The following is a 19,057-nucleotide window of genomic DNA, read 5'->3' as shown; positions in this document are numbered from 1 at the left end:
ACAATTAGACGCTAATTGGGTTGAGCATGAGAGGATTGTGATTTACAGATAACTAGAACTAAAAGTATAATTTGTTATGTTTGCCAGGATATGTTTTTTATTCAATCCAAAATTTTAATCCCATGAAAACAACAAAACTGCTCTACACCCTAGCTGTGTTGTTTTTGTTGGTGTCCTGCTCCGAAAAAGACAGCCCACGCCCGGAGCCTGAGCCAATAAAAAAATACCTGCTCTACAAAAAGACTTCGGATATAAGTCTGGCCGATGGTACCACAAAGACCATTAACTGGGACTATATCTATGACAAGGATAATAAGCTGAGCAGAATCGACGCCCTTTCTAAGAAAGGGGCTGAGTCGACCAATCTTGGTTCTATAATGGAACACGACGATAGAGGCAGACTGACACTGGTACGAGATCAGACAGGCAGAGACGTGCGATTGTCATATGAAGGCAGCAGCAACCTCCCGTCCATGGTGCGGGTGCTTGTTGATGGTGAAACTCCTATCGTGCACCTTAACAAATTTAACACGCTCGGCAGACTGACAGAGCAGAAAATCTATGCCGGAGAGGTGCTGGAAGAGAATTTGCAGGAAATCCTGACCCTTTCTTACGGAAAAGCCAACCAGGTGAGCCTGCGACGTACTTCAGCTTCAGGCCAGGTATACCAGGAAGCCAGCATAACAACAGACGACCGAAACAGACCAACGCCTGTCTACCCGGATCATGTTTCCATGAATTCCATCAGCTCGGAGATCTCCATCGAAAGCCTGATCACGGAGCACAACGTCACCGCTTACGAGATTATAACATTTTATTCAGGTGCCGTGGACAACAGCTTTACAAGCACTTATACCTATAACCAGGACGGCTATCCTACGGCTTCCACCAGAACCTACAAATCAGGAGATGTAGAACGAATCACGTATGATTACCTGGTAAAGTAAATTCACTTAAATGCAGGTATACAAAAGGCCCTCCTCCATAATCGGAAGAGGGCCTTTTCTTTTCACAGCTCAGGCTATACCTTACTCCTGGCTAACCAGTAAGCCCAGGTAAGCCAGGTATAACAGCAGGAAAATAACACCTTCCCAGCGGGCGAGTTGACGGCCACGGCCTGTGAAGATGAAGATGAACAGCAGCAGTCCGGCACCGATGTTGAAGATAATGTCGGTGAAGGAAGCGGCACTCACCTGCAATGGTGTAACGACCGTGGACACACCCAGGATCAGGAAAATGTTAAAGATGTTGGAGCCCACTACGTTGCCGATGGCGATGTCTACATTCTTCTTGCGAACCGCTACCACCGAGGTGGCCAGCTCTGGCAGGGAGGTGCCCACCGACACAATCGTCAGGCCGATGATGCGCTCTGACAGACCAAAGGCCTGTGCTATACCTACTGCACTGGTTACGATCAGTCTGCCGCCCAGTATCAGGCCGCCCAATCCGAGTGCAATAAAGAAGATCGCCTTCAGGTAGGTATAGTCCTTCGTTTCGCTTTCCTCATCGTCCTCATTGCCGCCTTTCGCGATCATCAGGTTGTAGACCAGAAAAATACAGAAGAAAAGCAACAGCAGGAGTCCGTCGGACCGGGAGATCAGGTTGGCCTCGGCACTGTCGAGGAACACGTCGTTGGCTACAAAAAGAACCGCGACCGCAGCCAGCAAGCTCAGTGGTATTTCGAGCCAGGTGGTGTTGCGCTTTACCGTCAGCGGGTAGATGACCGAGGAAATGCCCAGGATGGCCAGCACGTTAAAAATGTTACTTCCCAGCACGTTGCCGAGCACCATTTCGGTGTTGTTGTTGATGGACGCAAATACGTTCACTACCAGTTCCGGTGCCGATGTACCGAAGGCCACAATGGTGAGGCCGATCACAATGTTAGGTATACCCAGTTTTTTTGCCAGACTGGAGGCGGCGTCTACAAGCTTGTCAGCTCCAAAGATCAGGGCGACGAAACCTGCCAGTAAAAGAAGTATGTTCAGCATTTGATTTTAAAAAGTTCTTCCCTTTTGTGTGATGGTTTAAGGATACGAAGGTAAAGCAATTTATGGAAAAGACTTCAGTCCCATACTACCCAGGTAGGACCCGGCAGCCATGATCAGGCAGGAAATGAACACCCCGATACTCACAGACAAGAGTGCTTTGTTACGCTCGATCTTTAGAAAGTAAGCTGCCAGTGTGCCCATGTAGGCACCTGTGCCAGGCAACGGGATCATCACAAAAACCATCAGCCCCCAGAAACCATACTTTTGTATATCAGCACCAACGCCCTTTTTGGCTCTTCTGCCTAGCTTGATGACTCCTTTTTTGTAAGTCCTGTTTGGCCAGAGTTTCCGGCTAAAGGTCTCGATGAGCCAGGCGAGTAGAGGGAAAATAAGCAGATTGGCGACCAGACCAACTACAAAAGCCCAGAGGAGAGGCATGTCGTTGAGCACCGCATAAGGTATACCGGCCCGCGCCTCCCCAAAAGGGGAGATGCTAAGCAGGAAGGTATAAATAAGTATTTCAAGCATATGTGATTCACTAATAATAAATGAGCGGCGGCTTATTTAAAGAAAAAATCCAGGAGTTCCTGCTGCATCACCGGATTGATGGCTACTGCCAGAATCACGGAGATAATTAACCCGATGGTAACGGACAGGACATCTTTGCCGATCAGTTTGAATGTTTTACCGATTGCCGCCCTGGAGTCCTGTGCCCGGATGCGCATACCCAGTTCACGACCTGCCAGCAAGCCCACAAATACCCAGGTGGTACTCATCGGCATGTTGTTCAGCTCCTTGAAATAGTAGAGAATCAAGGCGTACACCAGGTCAATGATCGTAGCACTCCGCACATCCCGCACTTCTGATTTTTCGTTGATGATGTGCTGGATTTTGTCGCCTTTCATATAAAAAAGGAAACCAAGCCCCAAGAAGATAAAGCCAGAGAAAGCCAGAAATTCCAGGCCGCCCAGCTGACGCGGCAGGTATACGGCAATGTTGGCCAGGTCCTGCACGAGCCAAATATACCACAAAAAGCCGCTGATCAGCCATTGTGCCACCGTCCAGAGCACGTGCGCTTCACCTTTGATAAAGCGCTTGATCACCTTCGAAAGCAAAAGGTAAATAACCAGGGCCGAAATAAAGGCCAGCACGTAGCCCGCCAGACTTTTGTTGATCATGCCAAGCACTGTGGCACTCGTGGCGGTGAACACGCTGAGCAGCATGAAAGTAGTCGATACCGGGATCCGGAACCTGGTCAGAAGCAGCAGTACGATAGGAGAGGCCAACTGCAGGTATACGAAGCTTTCGGGAGCCTTTTCGAGTCCCGGTGTAGTCAGGCGCTGGTAGGTCACGTCACCGTCAAAAGCATACCAGCTGTAAGTCACCGTGCCCAGGAAGATAAGGCCCATGAACAGCCACTGCCAGTACCACTTTTTGTCTTCGTTGGATACGATAAACGTACCGATGGTCTGGATGCTGTCGTTGGCGATGGCAGAGTAACCGGCGAAGGCAAAGCCCACCCACATGGCAATGTGTGGGTAAGGGTATACCATGCCTGCCATCATAAGCGAGAAAGCGATGAAGTAGAGGAACTTCTTCTCTTTCTGGAAGATGATGTCAAACTGATTGTAACGCTTCCTGAATTTATAAGGTTGAACAGGGGCCAGGTGCGGCCTCTTTTTTTGCGTCTTTGTCATCTAAAGAACTGTGAATTTTAAAAAATAAGGATGTGACTTTTCTGAATGAAGACGCTATGCAGGTACTTCTTCCTGCTTTCTTTCCAAAAGCTCCGGATTGCTCGTTTCCACCAGACCCACTTCCGGCTGCAAGTCGAACTCACCTTCCCAGCGGGCAACTACGGCGGTGGCCAGGCAGTTACCGGTCACGTTAATGGAAGTGCGGGCCATGTCCATGAGTTCGTCTATACCCAGGATGGCAAACAGGGGCCACACAGGCAGGTTGAAGGAAGCGACCGTACCAAGCAGGATCACAAGTGAGGCACGGGGCACACCGGCCACGCCCTTGCTGGTGAGCATCAGCGTGAATACCATCAGCAGCTGCTGTTCCCAGGTCAAATCTATACCTGCTGCCTGCGCCACAAACACAGCGGCCAGGGCCAGGTATAGCGTGGTGCCGTCGAGGTTAAAACTGTAGCCGGTCGGCATCACGAAAGCCACAATGCGGCGTGGTACGCCTAGCTTCTCCATCTCTTCCATGGCCCTTGGCAAAGCCGCCTCCGAACTGGTAGTGGCAAAGGCAATCGATACCGGCCCCGAAATCGCTTTCAGGAAACGCACGATCGGGATGCGGGCAATGAGGGCAACGGGCAGGAGCACCAACAGCACAAAGGCCAGCAGCGCCACATACAGAGTCGCCAATAGCTGGAACAGGTTCACCAGAATGCCGAAGCCCATGTGCCCCACCGTATAGGCAATCGCAGCACCCACCCCAATCGGGGCGAAGTACATGATGATGTTGGTGAACTTGAACATCGTTTCAGAGAGGCTCTCGCAGAAGTCGAGCATAGGCTTGCGCTTGTGCTCCGATACCATGGCCAGACCAATGGCAAAGATCACGCTGAACACCACGATCTGCAGCACCTGCCCCTCAGCAACCGACTTGGCAATGTTCTCCGGAAACACATGCAGGATGATATCGGACCAGGTCTGTTTGGCCGGGGCCTGAATTTCTTCCGTCTCGGCTATACCTGCCATGTTGATGCCTTCGCCAGCTTTGCTGATGTTAATGGCAGCCAGGCCGATGAACAAGGCCAGTGTGGTCACGATTTCAAAATACAGGATCGCTTTCCAACCCATACTACCGATCTGCTTCAGGTTGGCGTGGCCGGCTATACCTACCACCAGTGTGGCGAAGATCAGTGGCGCGATGATCGTCTTGATGAGTTTCAGGAATACCTTGCTCAGCACGTTCAGGTGCTGGGCTACCTGCGGAAAGTCATAGCCGATCTGAGCGCCGACCACCATGCTGATCAGGATCCAGGTAGTAAGGTTACGCTTTTGCAAACCGTAGAGCAGCAGCACAGCCGTGCCGGTCCAGCGGATGGCCGTGAGGGCTTCGGCAGGCAGTGCGATAACTTCATACTGCTGCAGCAAGGTGAGGATGGCGGCTATGGTGATGCACAGTAGCGTAGCCAGGGGCAAATAGGCCTTGTTCATAAATTTAATTGGTCTAAAGCTTGATTGATTTAAATCTGCGGGGAACTACTTTTCATGAGCCGGTTTTTGAGGGCGGCAACTAGGGGAGGAGCCATGGATAGCACGATGATGGCCAGAATAAGCAGCGAAAAATGCCGCTTGACGGCCGGCAGATTACCAAACAGGTAGCCTGCTATCATAAAAAATACCACCCATACGATGGCCCCAACCACGTTGAAGCTAAAGAAGCGCCTGTAATGCATGTTGGCGATGCCTGCCACAAAAGGAGCGAATGTGCGAACGATGGGCACAAAGCGCGCATAAATGATGGTGCGCCCGCCGTACTTTTCAAAGAACCGCTGTGTCTGGTCCAGGTGAGACCGGCGCATAAACCAGAAGTCGCGCAGGTAGATGCGACTTCCGATCTTGCTTCCTGCAAAATAATTGAAAGAGTCACCCAGTATGGCCGCCACGATCAGCAGCCCCATCAACAGCAACAGGTTAAGGCCTGAAGCAGGTATGGCAGCCAATGCGCCAAGCGCAAACAGCAGTGAGTCGCCCGGTAAGAAAGGGGTAACCACCAGGCCTGTTTCGCAAAACACAATGAGAAATAGGATCAGGTAGATCCACTGCTGGTACTCCTGCACCAACTGCACCAGGTGCTGGTCAATGTGCAGAATAAAATCTGCCACGTAATACATGATATCCATCCGAAAAGGAGCTATGCGTGCCGGACTGTTATTACTTTTGGTCCTTGTCGTTTACAGACTTGTCGATCTCGCTCTTGATCTCGTTTGTCGCGTCTTTAAACTCCCGAATGCCACGACCGAGTCCGCGTGCCAGTTCAGGTATGCGTTTGGCGCCAAACAGGAGTAGAATGGCGAATATAATGATGGTCACTTCAGCGCCTCCCAGGCTTCCTATGAAGGCAAAAATTGCGATGCTGTTCATTTGTGAGGTATAAAAATTTTGTTTTGATGATAATAGGATCAATCGCTCCCTGACGGCTATTAAGACAGCGACAAAAAGCATCAGCCGCTTTACAGCGTGTAAAGGGCACCAAGCGCTGCGTAGCCAATGCGAGCAGCTGGATTATAGGATGTTGTTAGATGTAAGTAAGGCTGAGTGACAGCAGGGGCTATACCGGCAGCCGCTTGGGCCAGGTATGCGAGCTGTTTCGGAGCAGGCTCACTCAAAAAGAATGGGAATGGGGTAGCAGCCTAGGGAGCCTGGGGCTGACTGGAAGTGTAGAAAAATTGGCAGAAGAAGTTGTCGCCGGGCGCCCGCGCAGCGTAGGGCGGGATTGCCTTTTGACCTGTAAACCAGATACCAGGTGCTTTGGAAGCCGTGGCTGCTGGCTGTAAACTGATCGTCAGGGTGGAGGCTGTTCCTTCCTCGGCCAGGTATAGCACACCCTGCTGCAGACCAGTGCTGTTGAGTTCACTGCTTAGGGATTCGTCCTGGGCGGTGCTGGCAGGGCTGGGCTGAGGTACCGCCGCGTCATAGGCATAGCTTGCAGTGCCATGGAGCAGAACGGCCCAGAGCAGAGCAAGCGACATAATTAAATGTCTCAGGAAGCGGTATTTAAGCTGAACCAGGGCCATAAGCAACCGCAAATATACTACTATTTGTGAGGCAACTAGCGAAGCTGAAATTTTAATTTACAGCCATTTATCGTTCACCCGTTTTTACACAGAATCAGCCCAAAAACCGACGGGCAGAGATTTTGCAACAGGCCCGGAATTTACATAAAAACACTTTGCAGCACATCGCCTACAAAATAAGCCAGCATAGCAGCTAAACCACCAAGCAGCAGTGTTTCGGCTATACCTGCCATGATGTTCCGCTCGGTTACAATGCTTTTAAGAGCACCTACGATCGTCATGGCAATACCCGTCAGGATGCTGGAGTAAAGGAATAGTTCGGCTCCTGCTATACCTGAATCGAGTCCGGCAAAGATGTAGGCCAAAAGGGGAATGGAGCCCACCACGATGAAGCTGATAAAGGTGACTGAAGCCGTTTTAATGGGGGTTTTGTCGTCTTGGGTCATCTCCAGCTCTTCTTTCATCATGGTATCCACCCACACGTCTTTGTCAGAAGTAATGACCTCGACTACCTGGTTCAGCAGCTCGCCCTTAAAGCCCTTGGCTTCGTAAATCTCCCGGACTTCTTGTTTTTCTATATCGCCCAGGTTATCAACTTCCCAATACTCGCGGGCTTTGTGACGGTCAAAATTGTCGCGGGCTGCCTTGGTGGAAAAGAAGTTGCCGACTGACATGGAGAAGCCGTCCGCAATCAGGTTGGCCAGCCCGAGGATGATCACAACCGCTATACCTAGGTTAGCACCTTCAGCTCCTGCCACCACGGCAAAGGTGGTGATGGCCCCGTCTATACCCCCGTACACAAACTCTGAGATATATTCTTTTTTGAAGAATAGAATTTTGTCTTCCGTCTGAACTTCGTGGTGCAACATAGGGGAGTGTTGGAGTTTGAGGATTAGAAAGTTAACAAAAAACTGGAATATTACACCGCTCGTTTGGACAGGTCGCCTCCTGTGCGAATCATTCATGTCGTGTGAGGCCTGTTACAGATGGGCCCAATGATTAACCACCAGCAAGCGTTTCGCTCAAACTGATGGAATACTTTATACCTTAATCCTGCGAAACGGCTTCTTCAGCAGGTATAAGTTTGAACTCTGTATGTGATACTGCTTCCATAGGTGTAGCTACCCGCTCTTTGAAAGGATATACCTGTTGCTCTATAAAGGACTTCGGGTATTGCTCAACCTCCTCAAAACCGAGCTCAATATCACGCCCGTCTTCCGGCATGTAAGCCGTGCCGAACAGGTAATCCCACACACTCAGGCTGATGCCATAGTTAGCGCCATACCTGTGGGGCATGTGCCGGGCGTGGTGCCAGATGTGCATTTGGGGGTTGTTGAAGAGGTAGCGCAGCGGACCCAGTGGAAGGTGCAGGTTGGAGTGGTTGAAGTGACCGATGGCCGTGGCGAAAATATGCACCAGGAAAAAATCCTGAATGCCGAAGCCGATCATAGCCAGCGGAATGTACTCCAAGGTGCGGTAAACCACGGTTTCGCCCCAATGGAAACGCAGGTGCGCCGCAAAGCCCATCTGCTGTACCGAGTGGTGTACCTTGTGGAAGCGCCACAGAAAGTCGGAGCGGTGGAGGAGACGGTGCACGTTCCACTGAATGAAATCGCGCAGAACAAAAAGTGTGAGCAGTTGCGCCCACACCGGCCAGGACTGTATCTCAAAGGCCACTAAATTCCGGATTCCGAACAAGCCCAGAAAATCGTTGAAGGCTTCCACACCAATGTTCGAAATGGCATTGAAACCAATCAGCGAGAACAGGAAAAAGTTGAAGAACATATAGAAGCCGTCAAGCCAGAAATCCTGCCGGATAACCGGTTGTCCCTTGCGCCACGGCAGCACGACTTCCAGCAGCCAGAAAAACAGCGACAAGCCCACCAGCCAGTAGAAATAGTTGCCCCAGCTTGGGTACAGCATTTCACGCCACAGGTAATTACCGTAGTCTGAAAAAGAGCTTGTGAAGATGTTCCAGTATTTTTCCATGCAGCTTTACTTGCAATGAATTGTCCAGAGAATTTGTTCCCGGGGATTTGATCTTGTAAGTATAAAAAAATAGCCGGCAATATGTTTGGAACCGGCTATTTTCAGTGTATTTATTTCGAGAGCCCCTGTAAAAACTCGCGTACTTCTTTGGTGTCATATTCGGCCATACCTTCCTGCTTGGCTACGATCTTACCTTCCGGTGAGATGATGAACGTAGTAGGTATAGCGGTGCTGTAAAACTCCTGCGGGAATTGGCTGGCTGGCATGTATACGGGGAAGGTATAGCCCTTCTTGTCGATGAATTTTTTCACCTTGTCCATACCCCCTTCATCTACCGACAGCATCACAAAAGCGACTTTATTCGGGTCCATTTTCTTATACAGGCTGTGGATGTTTGGCATCTCGGCAATACAAGGCGGACACCAGGTTGCCCAGATGTTCAGGAAGATCACCTTGCCCTTCAGACTTTCGAATGCTACGGTTTTACCATCAAGGCCTACCATCTTGAAGCCGGCACCTGCCATGGGTGCCCCTGCAGATGCATCGACTGTAGTTTCGGTTGAGGTTTTCGCAACCTCATCTATGGCCGGCACATCCGCATTTTTTATACCTGTTGCCAACAGGATGCGCTGCACCTGGCCGATAGCTTCGGTATGCAGACCTGTCAGGTACAGGATGCCGAAAATGCCGAGCGTGATCGCCCAGCCAGGTATGTTCTTGATTGAAAATTTATTCTTATTCATGATATTGTCTTTTAATAGAAGTCAGTTTGTGCGAATCAGATCAATTTTACTGAGTCGCATATAAATCTACACTTTCTTGCTCTAAGCTTATAACTCTACAGTGGTATAGCCTTGTTCCTGCAGGTCGAACATATAGGTCAGGCCGTTCGGAATCACTTCTACACCGTCTACCAGTGAACCCGCGTCGATGTTGAACTGCTTAAGCGACATCCCGCAGACGCGGTAAGTGATGCCAGCCGCTTTGCCTTTTTCAAATTCACCGGCCAGGTTACTGCCTTTCACAAATGCCTCCACAGACTTACCACAGGCCATCACTACAAAACTTTTCCGCTGGTAGCGACTCTCCTTTGTGATAGTTTCAGCTGTATTTACAGCAGCTTTTAGATGGTTGGGCTGACTTATCAGCACAGCGTATTTTTTGCCGTTAGTCTCTGCTGCTGCGGAGGCTGTTGTACTTTGGGCAGTTGTCGTGCCGGTGGCGCAGGAGCCGAGGAACACTAGCATACACAGTGCCAGCATGGCAACATAATTACTGTTTATTTTATTCTTTTGAATTGATTTCATCTGATTGTTTTGAAAAAATGTCTGGTCCAGCCCATAGTGGACGGCGCCATTCACAATGAAAAACAGGAGCATTCCGATCAGGGCAATGTTCTTGAACAATGGTCCGGATCCTTCGGCACCCACCTGCACGGTAAGCGTGATCGGAATCAGGATAGCCAGTAGTAAAGCGGCCGCCAGTCTGGTCTTAAAACCAGCCAACAGCATAGAGCCTCCTATGAGCAAACCCACACCCGATAAAATAATCAGGGTTTCGGCGGGTGCTATCCAGGTAGCCAAACTGGCAAAAGGTGCCTTTTCAAGTCGGGCGGCTGCACCCGCAGTTTGAAGAATGTGATTGAAACCAGCCAGGATAAAGATCAGGCTACCCATGATGCGGAGCACCAGGAATGATATTTTTTGCAAAGGTGTATTTTCCATAATAGCGTTTATTTTCTTAAAATAATCGTCGCAGCAGAATAGGGAATGCCTATCGCCTTGACTTGTCGAATAAGACACAGCCCGGCAGGTATAGCAACAGGGGCATACCTGGTATCTGCTTGACTGTATCATCACAAAGCATTTGATATATTAAGAAAATCGCGGTGGGTCTGGATCAGCACCCAGACTAGGAGCCAGAAGTTTAGGAGGGGAGAGGAGTCTAAACTGCTGCCTGACTGAGGAAGTAGAAAATAAGTCTGACTGTGTGTCATGCACCAGAGCGAAGAGTTGCTGGCCACAATCGATCGTGACATTGGCTGCGTTCTTTTGCTCTGAATGTGTCTGGTGCTTCAGGCATTTCTTCGCACAGGGGCGCTTAAGTTTTTTATGACTATCCGCTGCTTTCAGTTCGCTTTTAAGGGCACAGGCCATTCCGTTCGCAGGCTTATTTGGCTGGGCCAGCGTAAAAAGGAAAAGCATAGTGCTTAAAAGAAGTAGCAGATAGTTGTTCATAGTTCGTGTTTTGCCAGCAGGTATAACTGGCCGGTACTCACGTAAATTTACAAATTTAAGCTTTGGCCACCAAGCTAGTCCCGCACTCGGAACTGTGCCACAGGAGCCTTTTGGTGCAGCACATCCGTATCTCGGAAAGTATACCTGCCCCAACGGTCAGGATGGCCGTGCCCAATAGTACAAATTCCACGCCAAAGAGATCGCTGAAAACACCCGCCGCCACGGCTCCGGCTACATAGCCAAAGTCACGCCAGAAACGGAAGATGCCCAGGCTCTGCGGACGCTGCTCGGGGTGCGTATTTTCAGCAACGACTGACAAAAAGTTAGGGTATACCAGTGCCGTACCAACTCCCAAAAGTACCAAAGCTGCGATGACAATTGCATAGGCCTGGCTGAAGAATAACACGCCGATGGCCACGCCCTGTAGCATCATGCCAATGCTCAACAACTGTTTCTTGCAAAGCACATCACCCAATTTGCCCGTCACCAATTGCCCGATACCCCACACAGCCGGATATATACCTGCCAACAGACCGACCTGCTGCAAGGTATAGCCTTTGCTCATGAGCAGCACCGGCAGCAAGCCCCACAGAATACCGTCATTCATGTTGTTTACAAAGCCACTTAGTGTCACAGATCCCAGGTTGGCATGGCGCCAGGTCGTGTCTTTCCAAACGTTGCGAAGCAGCGGTATGCTGGTCTGCGCTGTCTCGGTTTTAACATGTGCATGCGTATCGCGCACCAGGAACCAGGTGAGCAACAGACCGATGATCGAGAAAGCAATACCCGGTATAAAAGCGTAAGTCACTTCCCCTGTTGAGGAGGCAATGTAGCCGGCCAAAAATGCGACAAGCCCAACGGCTAAATAACCGGCAAATTCGTTTATACCCATCGCTAATCCGCGGTTTTTCTCACCCACGAGGTCAATCTTCATGACCACGGTAGCCGACCAGGCTAGGCCTTGGTTGATACCCAGCAGCAGATTAGCAAAGATCACCCACCACCAGTTGTCCGCATAGAGCAGGAGCCACGGCACCGGCAAGGCAAAGAGCCATCCAATCAGCAGCAGTTGCTTGCGGGTGAAGCGTACGGTCAGCCTGCCCATCATCATGTTGGCAATAGATTTAGCCAGACCGAAGGCCACGATAAACGACAGAAGCGCCGTGTGCCCGCTGATACCGAAAACCGTTTCGGCAAATTCAGGGATTACAGACCGCTCCAGTCCGACCATAGCACCCACAAAACCATTGATCAGCACCAGCAGCCAGAACTGCGTTGCGTTTTCTCTCAATCCTAGTTTTGTATCTGTAGTCGACATGGTCAGTATATTTTTCTAAACATGCGTGAAAGCCTCTGCTTCAGGCAGAAAGCTTCCAACGCATTTTTAACTATTAGCCAAATTTCTTCTTAATGCGGCAATTTGTCTTTGATGGCACCGTACAGATACGTACCTGCCAGAGCACCGCCGATAGCGATAAAGATCGCCCAGTAGCTAAAGCCCACGTTCACGAACATCGGACCCGGACAAGCGCCTGTCAGCGCCCAACCCAGACCGAAAATGGTACCGCCGATGATGTAGCGCGGAATAGACATTTCCTTCGGTGTAAATACGATCGGGTTGCCCTGGAAGTCACGCAAGTTGAACTTCTTGATCACCAGCGTGGCAATGGTGCCCAGCACGACAGCCGTACCGATGATGCCATACATGTGAAAGTCCTGGAAGCGGAACATCTCCTGAATGCGGTACCAGGAAATCGCCTCCGACTTACTCATCACGATGCCGAACAAAATGCCGGCTATTATAAACTTTATACTTTTCACGGGTTATAATTAATAATGACGAATGATTAATGAATAATTGATGAAAATGGACAGGTAATGAATAATGCTGGATACTTATTAATCATTATTCATTACTCACTATTCATTAAAAGATTAAAGGTAGCAGCACGTAGGTGGTGATCAGTCCGCCGATGAAGAAGCCGATCACGGCGATAAGCGACGGCAGCTGCAGGTTGGAGATACCACTGATGGCGTGACCAGAAGTACAGCCACCTGCGTAGCGAGCACCGAATCCGATTGCAAATCCGCCTAGCAGCAGGATCAGGAATCCCTTGAGGGTGAAGGCGGCGCTCAATCCAAAGATTTCCTCTGGCTGCATACCGTCAGGGGCTGAGATACCCAATTGCTGCAGGTCCTGGATGGTGGCCTGGGAGATCTGTACCGGCTCGCCAGATGATAGAAACTCAGCAGAGATAAAACCGCCTATGATGGCACCTACCAGGAACAGCAGGTTCCAGGACTGGGAGCGCCAGTCGAAATCAAAAAACTTAACCGATTTGCCGGCGCCGCAGGCCGAGCAGATGGTGCGCAGGTTAGCCGAGAAACCAAACGACTTGCCGAAAAACAACAGCAGCACCATGACAAAAGCGATCACGATACCCGAGGTATACCATGGCCATGGTTGGCTTATAAACTCTAACATATTTTTAATCTATTTAGTAATTGGTGATTTAGAGAGAAAGCAGGGAAGGAGCGAGGTCGCGTGCCCCTTCCATAGCTGCTTTTAAATTTTTATTAGTTGTTTGGCCAGGCACCGATGCCTCCTGCGAGGTTATAGCACTTGAAGCCCTGTGCACTCATAAGATCGCAGGCAGATCCGCTGCGGTTGCCGCTGCGGCAGAATACGAAGTACTCTTTGTCTTTGTCTAGTGAGCCTAGTGCATTCTGGAACTGACCTGTGGTTACGTCCAAATTCTTCGCGCCTTTGATTGTGCCAGAGGCAAACTCACCGGCCGTACGCACGTCAAGCAACTCGGCTTTAGGAGCGCTCTGGAATTTAGTTTTGAATGTTTTTCCGTCCAGGTTTTCGTAGTTCTTGGGAGCGGATTTAAAGATATTGAACATGGCTTTATGCGTTTAATGTTTGTCTTATTTCAATTTACTATACAAAGGTACAGGTATCATAAAACAGGTTCAGTGACTTTGGTCACGCAGCATGGTTGGGCCTTAAAATAATCAGGGCCAGCTTTTGACTGGCCCCGATCAAACTAAACTAAACCAAAATTACTTCAGTGTAGAAGGGCAAACGTATGCCGTTCTAGGTATAGCTGTCTCAGCAATGGCCTTAAATCCACCCTCAACGTTCACCACATTGTCGAAGCCTCTTGCCTTCAGGATAGACGCTGCAATCATAGAGCGATAGCCACCGGCACAGTGCAGGTACATGTCCTCGTTTTTCGGCAACTCAGCCAGGTGGTCGTTAAGGTAGTCCAGTGGCGCATGCTGGGCTGCTTCTACGTGCTCGGCCTGGTACTCGCCTGGCTTGCGCACGTCTACTACTTTTATGTTGTTGTTTTGGGCGTAGTCAGCAGCAAACTCAGCCGCAGAGATAGACTTGATCGTGTCCACTTCTTTGCCAGCTGCTGCCCAGGTTTCGAAGCCGCCTTGCAGATAGCCCAGCGTATTGTCGTAGCCTACACGGGCCAGTCGGGTCACCACTTCTTCTTCACGGCCTTCGTCGGCGACGAACAGGATGGGCTGTTGTACATCCGGAATCAGGGCGCCTACCCAAGGGGCAAAGCTGCCGTCGATGCCGATATTGATCGAGTTCGGGATAAAACCAGCTGCAAAAGTTTCCGGCTTGCGTGTGTCAAGTACCAGCGCACCTGTCTCGTTCACAGCAGCCTCAAAAGCCTCCGGCGACAGTGCCTGCTGGCCTTGCGTCAGCACTTCCTCGATGTTGGCATAGCCTTCCTTGTTCATCTTCACATTCATCGGGAAGTAGCCCGGAGGAGGCAGCAAACCGTCTGTTACTTCTTTCACAAACTCTTCTTTCGTCATGTCGGCACGCAAGGCATAGTTTGACTTCTTCTGGTTACCCAGCAGGTCAGTTGTTTCCTTGCTCATGTTTTTGCCACAGGCAGAACCAGCACCGTGCGCAGGGTATACCACCACGTCATCAGGCAAAGTCATGATCTTGTTGCGCAGCGAGTCGAACAGGTGTGCGGCCAGTTGCTCTTCTGTCAGATCAGATTTTACGGCCAGATCAGGACGCCCTACGTCACCGATGAACAGTGTGTCACCAGAAAAGATCGCTGTTTCCTTACCGTTCTCGTCGAGCAGCAGGTAAGTCGTAGACTCCATGGTGTGACCCGGTGTGTGCAGCACCTTGATGATCACATTGCCCAGTTTCAGTTCCTCACCGTCGGTGGCAATATGCGCTTCAAAAGTAGGTTGTGCGTTAGGACCGAAAACGATCTGGGCACCACTGGCTTTTGCCAGGTCCACGTGACCTGACACGAAGTCGGCGTGGAAGTGCGTCTCCAGTACATATTTAATTTTTGCGTTTGCCTTTTCAGCTTTCTCCAGGTATGGCTTGATCTCGCGCAGTGGGTCTACAATGGCTACTTCGCCATTGCTCTCGATGTAGTAAGCACCCTGTGCCAAACATCCGGTATAGATCTGTTCTACTTTCATGGGTATTGAATTTTTGAATGCTGTTTTTTTCAGGTTGAATGGTCACCTGCTTATCCGATGACCATACAAATATCTGAATATAATCAGCGTGACACAGTGACATTGGTCACGCAAGTGATTTTTTTAGAAGAAAAGCTCTTTTCCGATGATATACACCCCCATCACCAGGACGAACCAACCAAAAGCGGTTTTAAGTTTGTCGGCGTGGATCTTAGCTGAAAGAAAAGTGCCTACGAAGATGCCAGCAATCGAAATGGCTGAGAAAATACCCAGGAACATCCAGTCGATTTCGTAGTTGAAAATATCGCCAATGAATCCAAAAAGCGACTTGGCAGCAATAATTAACAGGGAAGTACCCACCGCCATTTTCATATCAAGTTTACTGAAAAGCACCAGTGCCGGAATGATCAAAAATCCACCGCCAGCACCTACCAGACCGGTGAGTGTACCTACAACCAGACCTTCGGCCAGAATGCCGCCATAGTTGAATTTTGGCTGAGGGTGTGGCGTACCATTACCCTCCACATCAATTTCCGTGTCGATGTTCTCGTCTACTGTATCCACAGGGTCGGTGGGTGCTGTGGCAGGTGCTTTCTTCTTCCTGATCATGCTGATGGAGGCAAACACCATAAGCCCGGCAAACAGTAGCATGAGCATGATACCCTTGGTGACCATGAAGTCGCCAACCGAGAAGATCTCCTCAGGTATGGCCGGCACCAGGTAGCGGCGCGTCAGGTATACCGCCACAATGGAAGGTAAACCAAACACGATGGCTGTCTTCATGCTGACAAGCCCGTTTTTGTAGAATTTATAAGAACCCACCAGGCTGGTAAGGCCTACGATAAAGAGGGAGTAGGCAGTTGAGATAACGGGACTCAGCCCGATCAGGTATACCAGTACCGGCACCGTCAGAATAGAGCCTCCGCCCCCAATTAGTCCAAGAGAAAGCCCAATTAAGAGGGCTGCTATATAACCTAGTATTTCCATTGATTATGTCGTTTGTTTTGTAATCTAATGCAAAGGTATGGCGGTTGTAATCGGACTTCAGTGACTAGTATCACAGAGGGAAGGAAGTTTTAAAGTTTAGGAGTATATGTTTGTAGGGATGGGTCGCGACCTGTCCGAATCGTGCACCGAACTCCATTCTGCAGGTAAGGCTGTTTCATCCTTGTAAACGAGTTAAAACAATAATGTCATTGTGTAAAGAAACTAGGTTGAAATAGAGGGCCCTTACCCCCGGGAGGTTAAGCTTAAACTAAATGCTACCAAGATCCTTTCTGGTTGACAAAAGAAACTGATTGTTATGGTCTTTCTATTAAGAAGCGGTAGAGTAGGTTATTTATGCGCAGACAATCACATGCAGGAATTATATCTTTTAAGTGATTCAGAACTTATACCTTCCCGTTGCATAGATCAGCTTTTCGCACGGACAGGTCGCGACCTGTCCCTACAGTTTAAACAACCTCCAGGTCATGTACTTCAATGTAATTTCGATGCAGCGTAATAGCACCAGTCTGTTCCAGTTTTTTGAGCAGGCGGGAGATTACCTCGCGGGAGCTGTTGAGTTCGAGGGCGATCTGCTGGTGGGAGAGGCGGATCTCTTTGCCGCTTACTTTTACATGGCGCTTGAGATAGAACAGGAGGCGTTCATCTAGGCCTTTGAAGGCAATGCTGTCGAGTGTTTGCAGCAGTTCCTCGAAACGTTGGCGGTAGGAGGCGATCACAAAGTTGTGCCAGCTCTTGTACTTGGCAAGCCACTGCTCGGAGAGGTGCGAGGGAATCAGGATGACTTCTGCTTCGGTTACAGCTTTGGCCATAATCTGGCTCTGCTCGTCACGGGCGGTGCACATCATGGACATCGCGCAGGCACTGCCAGGCTCGAGGTAGTACATCAGGAACTCATTGCCTTCATCGTCTTCGCGGTATACCTTGAGCAATCCACTCAAAAGCAAAACCGTAGAGCGGATGTACTGGCCGGTGCGCATCACCTCTTCTCCTTCCTCCACTTCGCGGATGGCGCTGTGTGCGAGTATGTCATCGAGTAGCAACTGTTCAAACTGCGGGAATTGCTTGATGATGTCTTCTTTCTGCGGTATTTCCATAGTTTAGTATACGTATCGTAAAGGATTGAATAGATTTTAAGGTATAGCAAGTATAAAGCAAAAAACCAGTGCAAGCACTACATGTGCCCGCACTGGTAATTATTAATTTATAAGACGCTTATTTGAAGTCGTTTACGGCTTCGCTCAGGTCAAGTACTTTGGTGTCTGGCAGCGCTGCCTCCACAATGCTGCTGCCTGCCGCAGAGCGGTAACCACCTGCACAGTGTACAACTATTGGCTTGTCAGATGGTATCTCCTCTGCACGCTCGCGCAGCTCTGGAAGAGGAATGTTAATGGCCTTATCGAAGAACTTGCCACCTTTCACTTCCGATGCGTTGCGGATGTCTACGATCGTATACTGATCCTGATTTTCCTTGAACTCGGCCACGTCAATCACAGGTGATTTCTCCTCGGCAGCCTCGGTCTGCACAAACGCACCCTCGATCAGCAATTCGTATCCGATCTTAGAGGCCTTTTGGATCAGGTCGTTCAGCTCTTCTTCTGTTTCAGCGATCAGGTAGTAACGCTCGTCCGGACCAACAATACTGCCCAGCCAGGTTTCAAACTTACCGCCGTTCTGGATATTGATCGCCCCTTCGAGGTGACCTTTTTTGAAGACCTTCTCGCTGCGACCGTCTACAATCACAGTACCTTTCCCAGGCTTGAAGTTTTTCTCCAGTTTCTTCACCTTGTCCAGACTTGGCTGATAAGCAGGAGCGCCTTGCTTGTTCAGTCCCACATCGTAGCCGAAATATTTAGGTATAAATGGCTGGTCTTCGGTAAGCACTTTCACAAACTGGTCTTCGCTCATTTCCTGCAGGGCGTAATTGCTCATTTTCTCAGCACCAATGGTGCTGCTGTTGGCTTCGCTCAGCCCTTTACCGCAAAGTGTTCCGGCTCCGTGCGCAGGGTATACCAGCACATCGTCGTCCAGCTTCATCAGTTTCTCACGCGTACTGTGATACATCTGGCGGGCCAGCTCTTCACGCTTGGCCGTGATGTTACCGGCACTCTCGCGCAGGTCTGGGCGGCCTACGTCACCAATGAACAGCGTATCTCCTGTGAACACTGCCTTGTCCTTGCCTTCGTGCTCCAGCACAATGCTGATGCCATCAGGTGAGTGGCCAGGGGTATGGATAGACTTCAACCTTACGTCACCAATCTCAAGCACATCGCCTTCGTCAAAAGTTTTGTGTGGGTAGTCTGCACCCACCATGCTGTGGGCATAGATAGTCGCACCTGTTTTTTCATGAATTTCCAAATGTGAACTCACAAAATCAGCATGCGGATGTGTTTCGATCACACCCACGATTTTCGCATTGTTTTTCTCAGCGTAATCGTAGTAGGGCTGCGGGTTGCGAGCCGGGTCTACCAACACTATTTCAGCGGTTTTTTCACTCAGTATAGCATAAGCGTAATGTGCTAAGCCTTTGTCTTCAAACTGTTCTATTTTCATGGGTTTTGGGTTTTTATATTTTATGTTTTCAGAAACCAGTAATGGAT

Annotated in this window: 21 protein-coding genes; 1 reads left to right on the top strand and 20 read right to left on the bottom strand. The window is 49.8% G+C overall.

Annotated elements, in window-relative coordinates:
• The first annotated feature begins 122 nt into the window (after window positions 1-122).
• Window positions 123-947: a hypothetical protein gene (locus Q1A54_RS08340; protein WP_299986661.1), complete on the top strand. Its 825-nt coding sequence runs from the start codon at window positions 123-125 to the stop codon at window positions 945-947.
• 81 nt (window positions 948-1,028) lie between these two features.
• On the opposite strand, the gene Q1A54_RS08335 is transcribed toward Q1A54_RS08340, so the two are convergent.
• The 20 genes from Q1A54_RS08335 to Q1A54_RS08240 all read right to left on the bottom strand — a co-directional run bounded on the left by Q1A54_RS08335 (window position 1,029) and on the right by Q1A54_RS08240 (window position 19,010).
• Window positions 1,029-1,988 (bottom strand): calcium/sodium antiporter, encoded by a 960-nt coding sequence (locus Q1A54_RS08335; protein WP_299986659.1) that lies wholly within the window; start codon window positions 1,986-1,988, stop codon window positions 1,029-1,031.
• A gap of 60 nt (window positions 1,989-2,048) precedes the next feature.
• Window positions 2,049-2,516 carry a small multi-drug export protein gene (locus Q1A54_RS08330; protein ID WP_299986658.1) on the bottom strand — a complete coding sequence of 156 codons (468 nt, stop codon included), beginning with the start codon at window positions 2,514-2,516 and terminating at the stop codon, window positions 2,049-2,051.
• A 32-nt stretch (window positions 2,517-2,548) separates the two neighbouring features.
• Entirely contained in the window at window positions 2,549-3,685 is a 1,137-nt protein-coding gene (locus Q1A54_RS08325; RefSeq protein ID WP_299986656.1) for a hypothetical protein, read from the bottom strand.
• A 54-nt stretch (window positions 3,686-3,739) separates the two neighbouring features.
• Entirely contained in the window at window positions 3,740-5,164 is a 1,425-nt protein-coding gene (locus tag Q1A54_RS08320) for a cation:dicarboxylase symporter family transporter (protein WP_196117708.1), read from the bottom strand.
• Window positions 5,165-5,193: 29 nt separating this feature from the next.
• Window positions 5,194-5,853, bottom strand: coding sequence for a DedA family protein (locus Q1A54_RS08315; RefSeq protein ID WP_299986654.1), 660 nt, complete (start codon window positions 5,851-5,853; stop codon window positions 5,194-5,196).
• A 31-nt stretch (window positions 5,854-5,884) separates the two neighbouring features.
• A complete protein-coding gene (locus Q1A54_RS08310) occupies window positions 5,885-6,094 on the bottom strand; it encodes a twin-arginine translocase TatA/TatE family subunit (RefSeq protein WP_299986653.1) in 210 nt (69 codons plus the stop codon).
• Window positions 6,095-6,363: 269 nt separating this feature from the next.
• Window positions 6,364-6,702 carry a hypothetical protein gene (locus Q1A54_RS08305; protein ID WP_299986651.1) on the bottom strand — a complete coding sequence of 113 codons (339 nt, stop codon included), beginning with the start codon at window positions 6,700-6,702 and terminating at the stop codon, window positions 6,364-6,366.
• A 185-nt stretch (window positions 6,703-6,887) separates the two neighbouring features.
• Window positions 6,888-7,616, bottom strand: coding sequence for a VIT1/CCC1 transporter family protein (locus Q1A54_RS08300; RefSeq protein WP_299986650.1), 729 nt, complete (start codon window positions 7,614-7,616; stop codon window positions 6,888-6,890).
• Between the two features lie 178 nt (window positions 7,617-7,794).
• On the bottom strand, window positions 7,795-8,736 hold the full coding sequence (locus tag Q1A54_RS08295; RefSeq protein WP_299986648.1) for a sterol desaturase family protein: 942 nt from the start codon (window positions 8,734-8,736) through the stop codon (window positions 7,795-7,797).
• Between the two features lie 110 nt (window positions 8,737-8,846).
• Window positions 8,847-9,479, bottom strand: coding sequence for a TlpA disulfide reductase family protein (locus tag Q1A54_RS08290; RefSeq protein WP_299986646.1), 633 nt, complete (start codon window positions 9,477-9,479; stop codon window positions 8,847-8,849).
• Between the two features lie 87 nt (window positions 9,480-9,566).
• On the bottom strand, window positions 9,567-10,445 hold the full coding sequence (locus tag Q1A54_RS08285; protein ID WP_299986644.1) for a DoxX family membrane protein: 879 nt from the start codon (window positions 10,443-10,445) through the stop codon (window positions 9,567-9,569).
• 165 nt (window positions 10,446-10,610) lie between these two features.
• Complete coding sequence (locus Q1A54_RS08280) at window positions 10,611-10,940, bottom strand: hypothetical protein (protein ID WP_299986642.1); 330 nt, start codon at window positions 10,938-10,940, stop codon at window positions 10,611-10,613.
• Window positions 10,941-11,028: 88 nt separating this feature from the next.
• On the bottom strand, window positions 11,029-12,291 hold the full coding sequence (locus Q1A54_RS08275; RefSeq protein ID WP_299986640.1) for an MFS transporter: 1,263 nt from the start codon (window positions 12,289-12,291) through the stop codon (window positions 11,029-11,031).
• A gap of 89 nt (window positions 12,292-12,380) precedes the next feature.
• Window positions 12,381-12,794 carry a DUF6691 family protein gene (locus tag Q1A54_RS08270; RefSeq protein WP_299986638.1) on the bottom strand — a complete coding sequence of 138 codons (414 nt, stop codon included), beginning with the start codon at window positions 12,792-12,794 and terminating at the stop codon, window positions 12,381-12,383.
• A gap of 106 nt (window positions 12,795-12,900) precedes the next feature.
• Complete coding sequence (locus Q1A54_RS08265; RefSeq protein ID WP_299986636.1) at window positions 12,901-13,458, bottom strand: YeeE/YedE thiosulfate transporter family protein; 558 nt, start codon at window positions 13,456-13,458, stop codon at window positions 12,901-12,903.
• A 92-nt stretch (window positions 13,459-13,550) separates the two neighbouring features.
• Entirely contained in the window at window positions 13,551-13,880 is a 330-nt protein-coding gene (locus Q1A54_RS08260; protein WP_299986634.1) for a rhodanese-like domain-containing protein, read from the bottom strand.
• Between the two features lie 159 nt (window positions 13,881-14,039).
• Window positions 14,040-15,452 (bottom strand): MBL fold metallo-hydrolase, encoded by a 1,413-nt coding sequence (locus Q1A54_RS08255; protein WP_299986632.1) that lies wholly within the window; start codon window positions 15,450-15,452, stop codon window positions 14,040-14,042.
• 123 nt (window positions 15,453-15,575) lie between these two features.
• Window positions 15,576-16,439: a sulfite exporter TauE/SafE family protein gene (locus Q1A54_RS08250; RefSeq protein WP_299986630.1), complete on the bottom strand. Its 864-nt coding sequence runs from the start codon at window positions 16,437-16,439 to the stop codon at window positions 15,576-15,578.
• 467 nt (window positions 16,440-16,906) lie between these two features.
• Complete coding sequence (locus Q1A54_RS08245; protein ID WP_299986628.1) at window positions 16,907-17,554, bottom strand: Crp/Fnr family transcriptional regulator; 648 nt, start codon at window positions 17,552-17,554, stop codon at window positions 16,907-16,909.
• 118 nt (window positions 17,555-17,672) lie between these two features.
• Window positions 17,673-19,010, bottom strand: coding sequence for a rhodanese-like domain-containing protein (locus Q1A54_RS08240; protein ID WP_299986626.1), 1,338 nt, complete (start codon window positions 19,008-19,010; stop codon window positions 17,673-17,675).
• Window positions 19,011-19,057: the final 47 nt, after the last annotated feature.

Origin of the sequence: uncultured Pontibacter sp. (genome assembly GCF_947502515.1) — a bacterium.
Taxonomy (GTDB): Bacteria; Bacteroidota; Bacteroidia; order Cytophagales; family Hymenobacteraceae; genus Pontibacter.
This window is presented reverse-complemented; position numbering and strand designations above follow the sequence as displayed.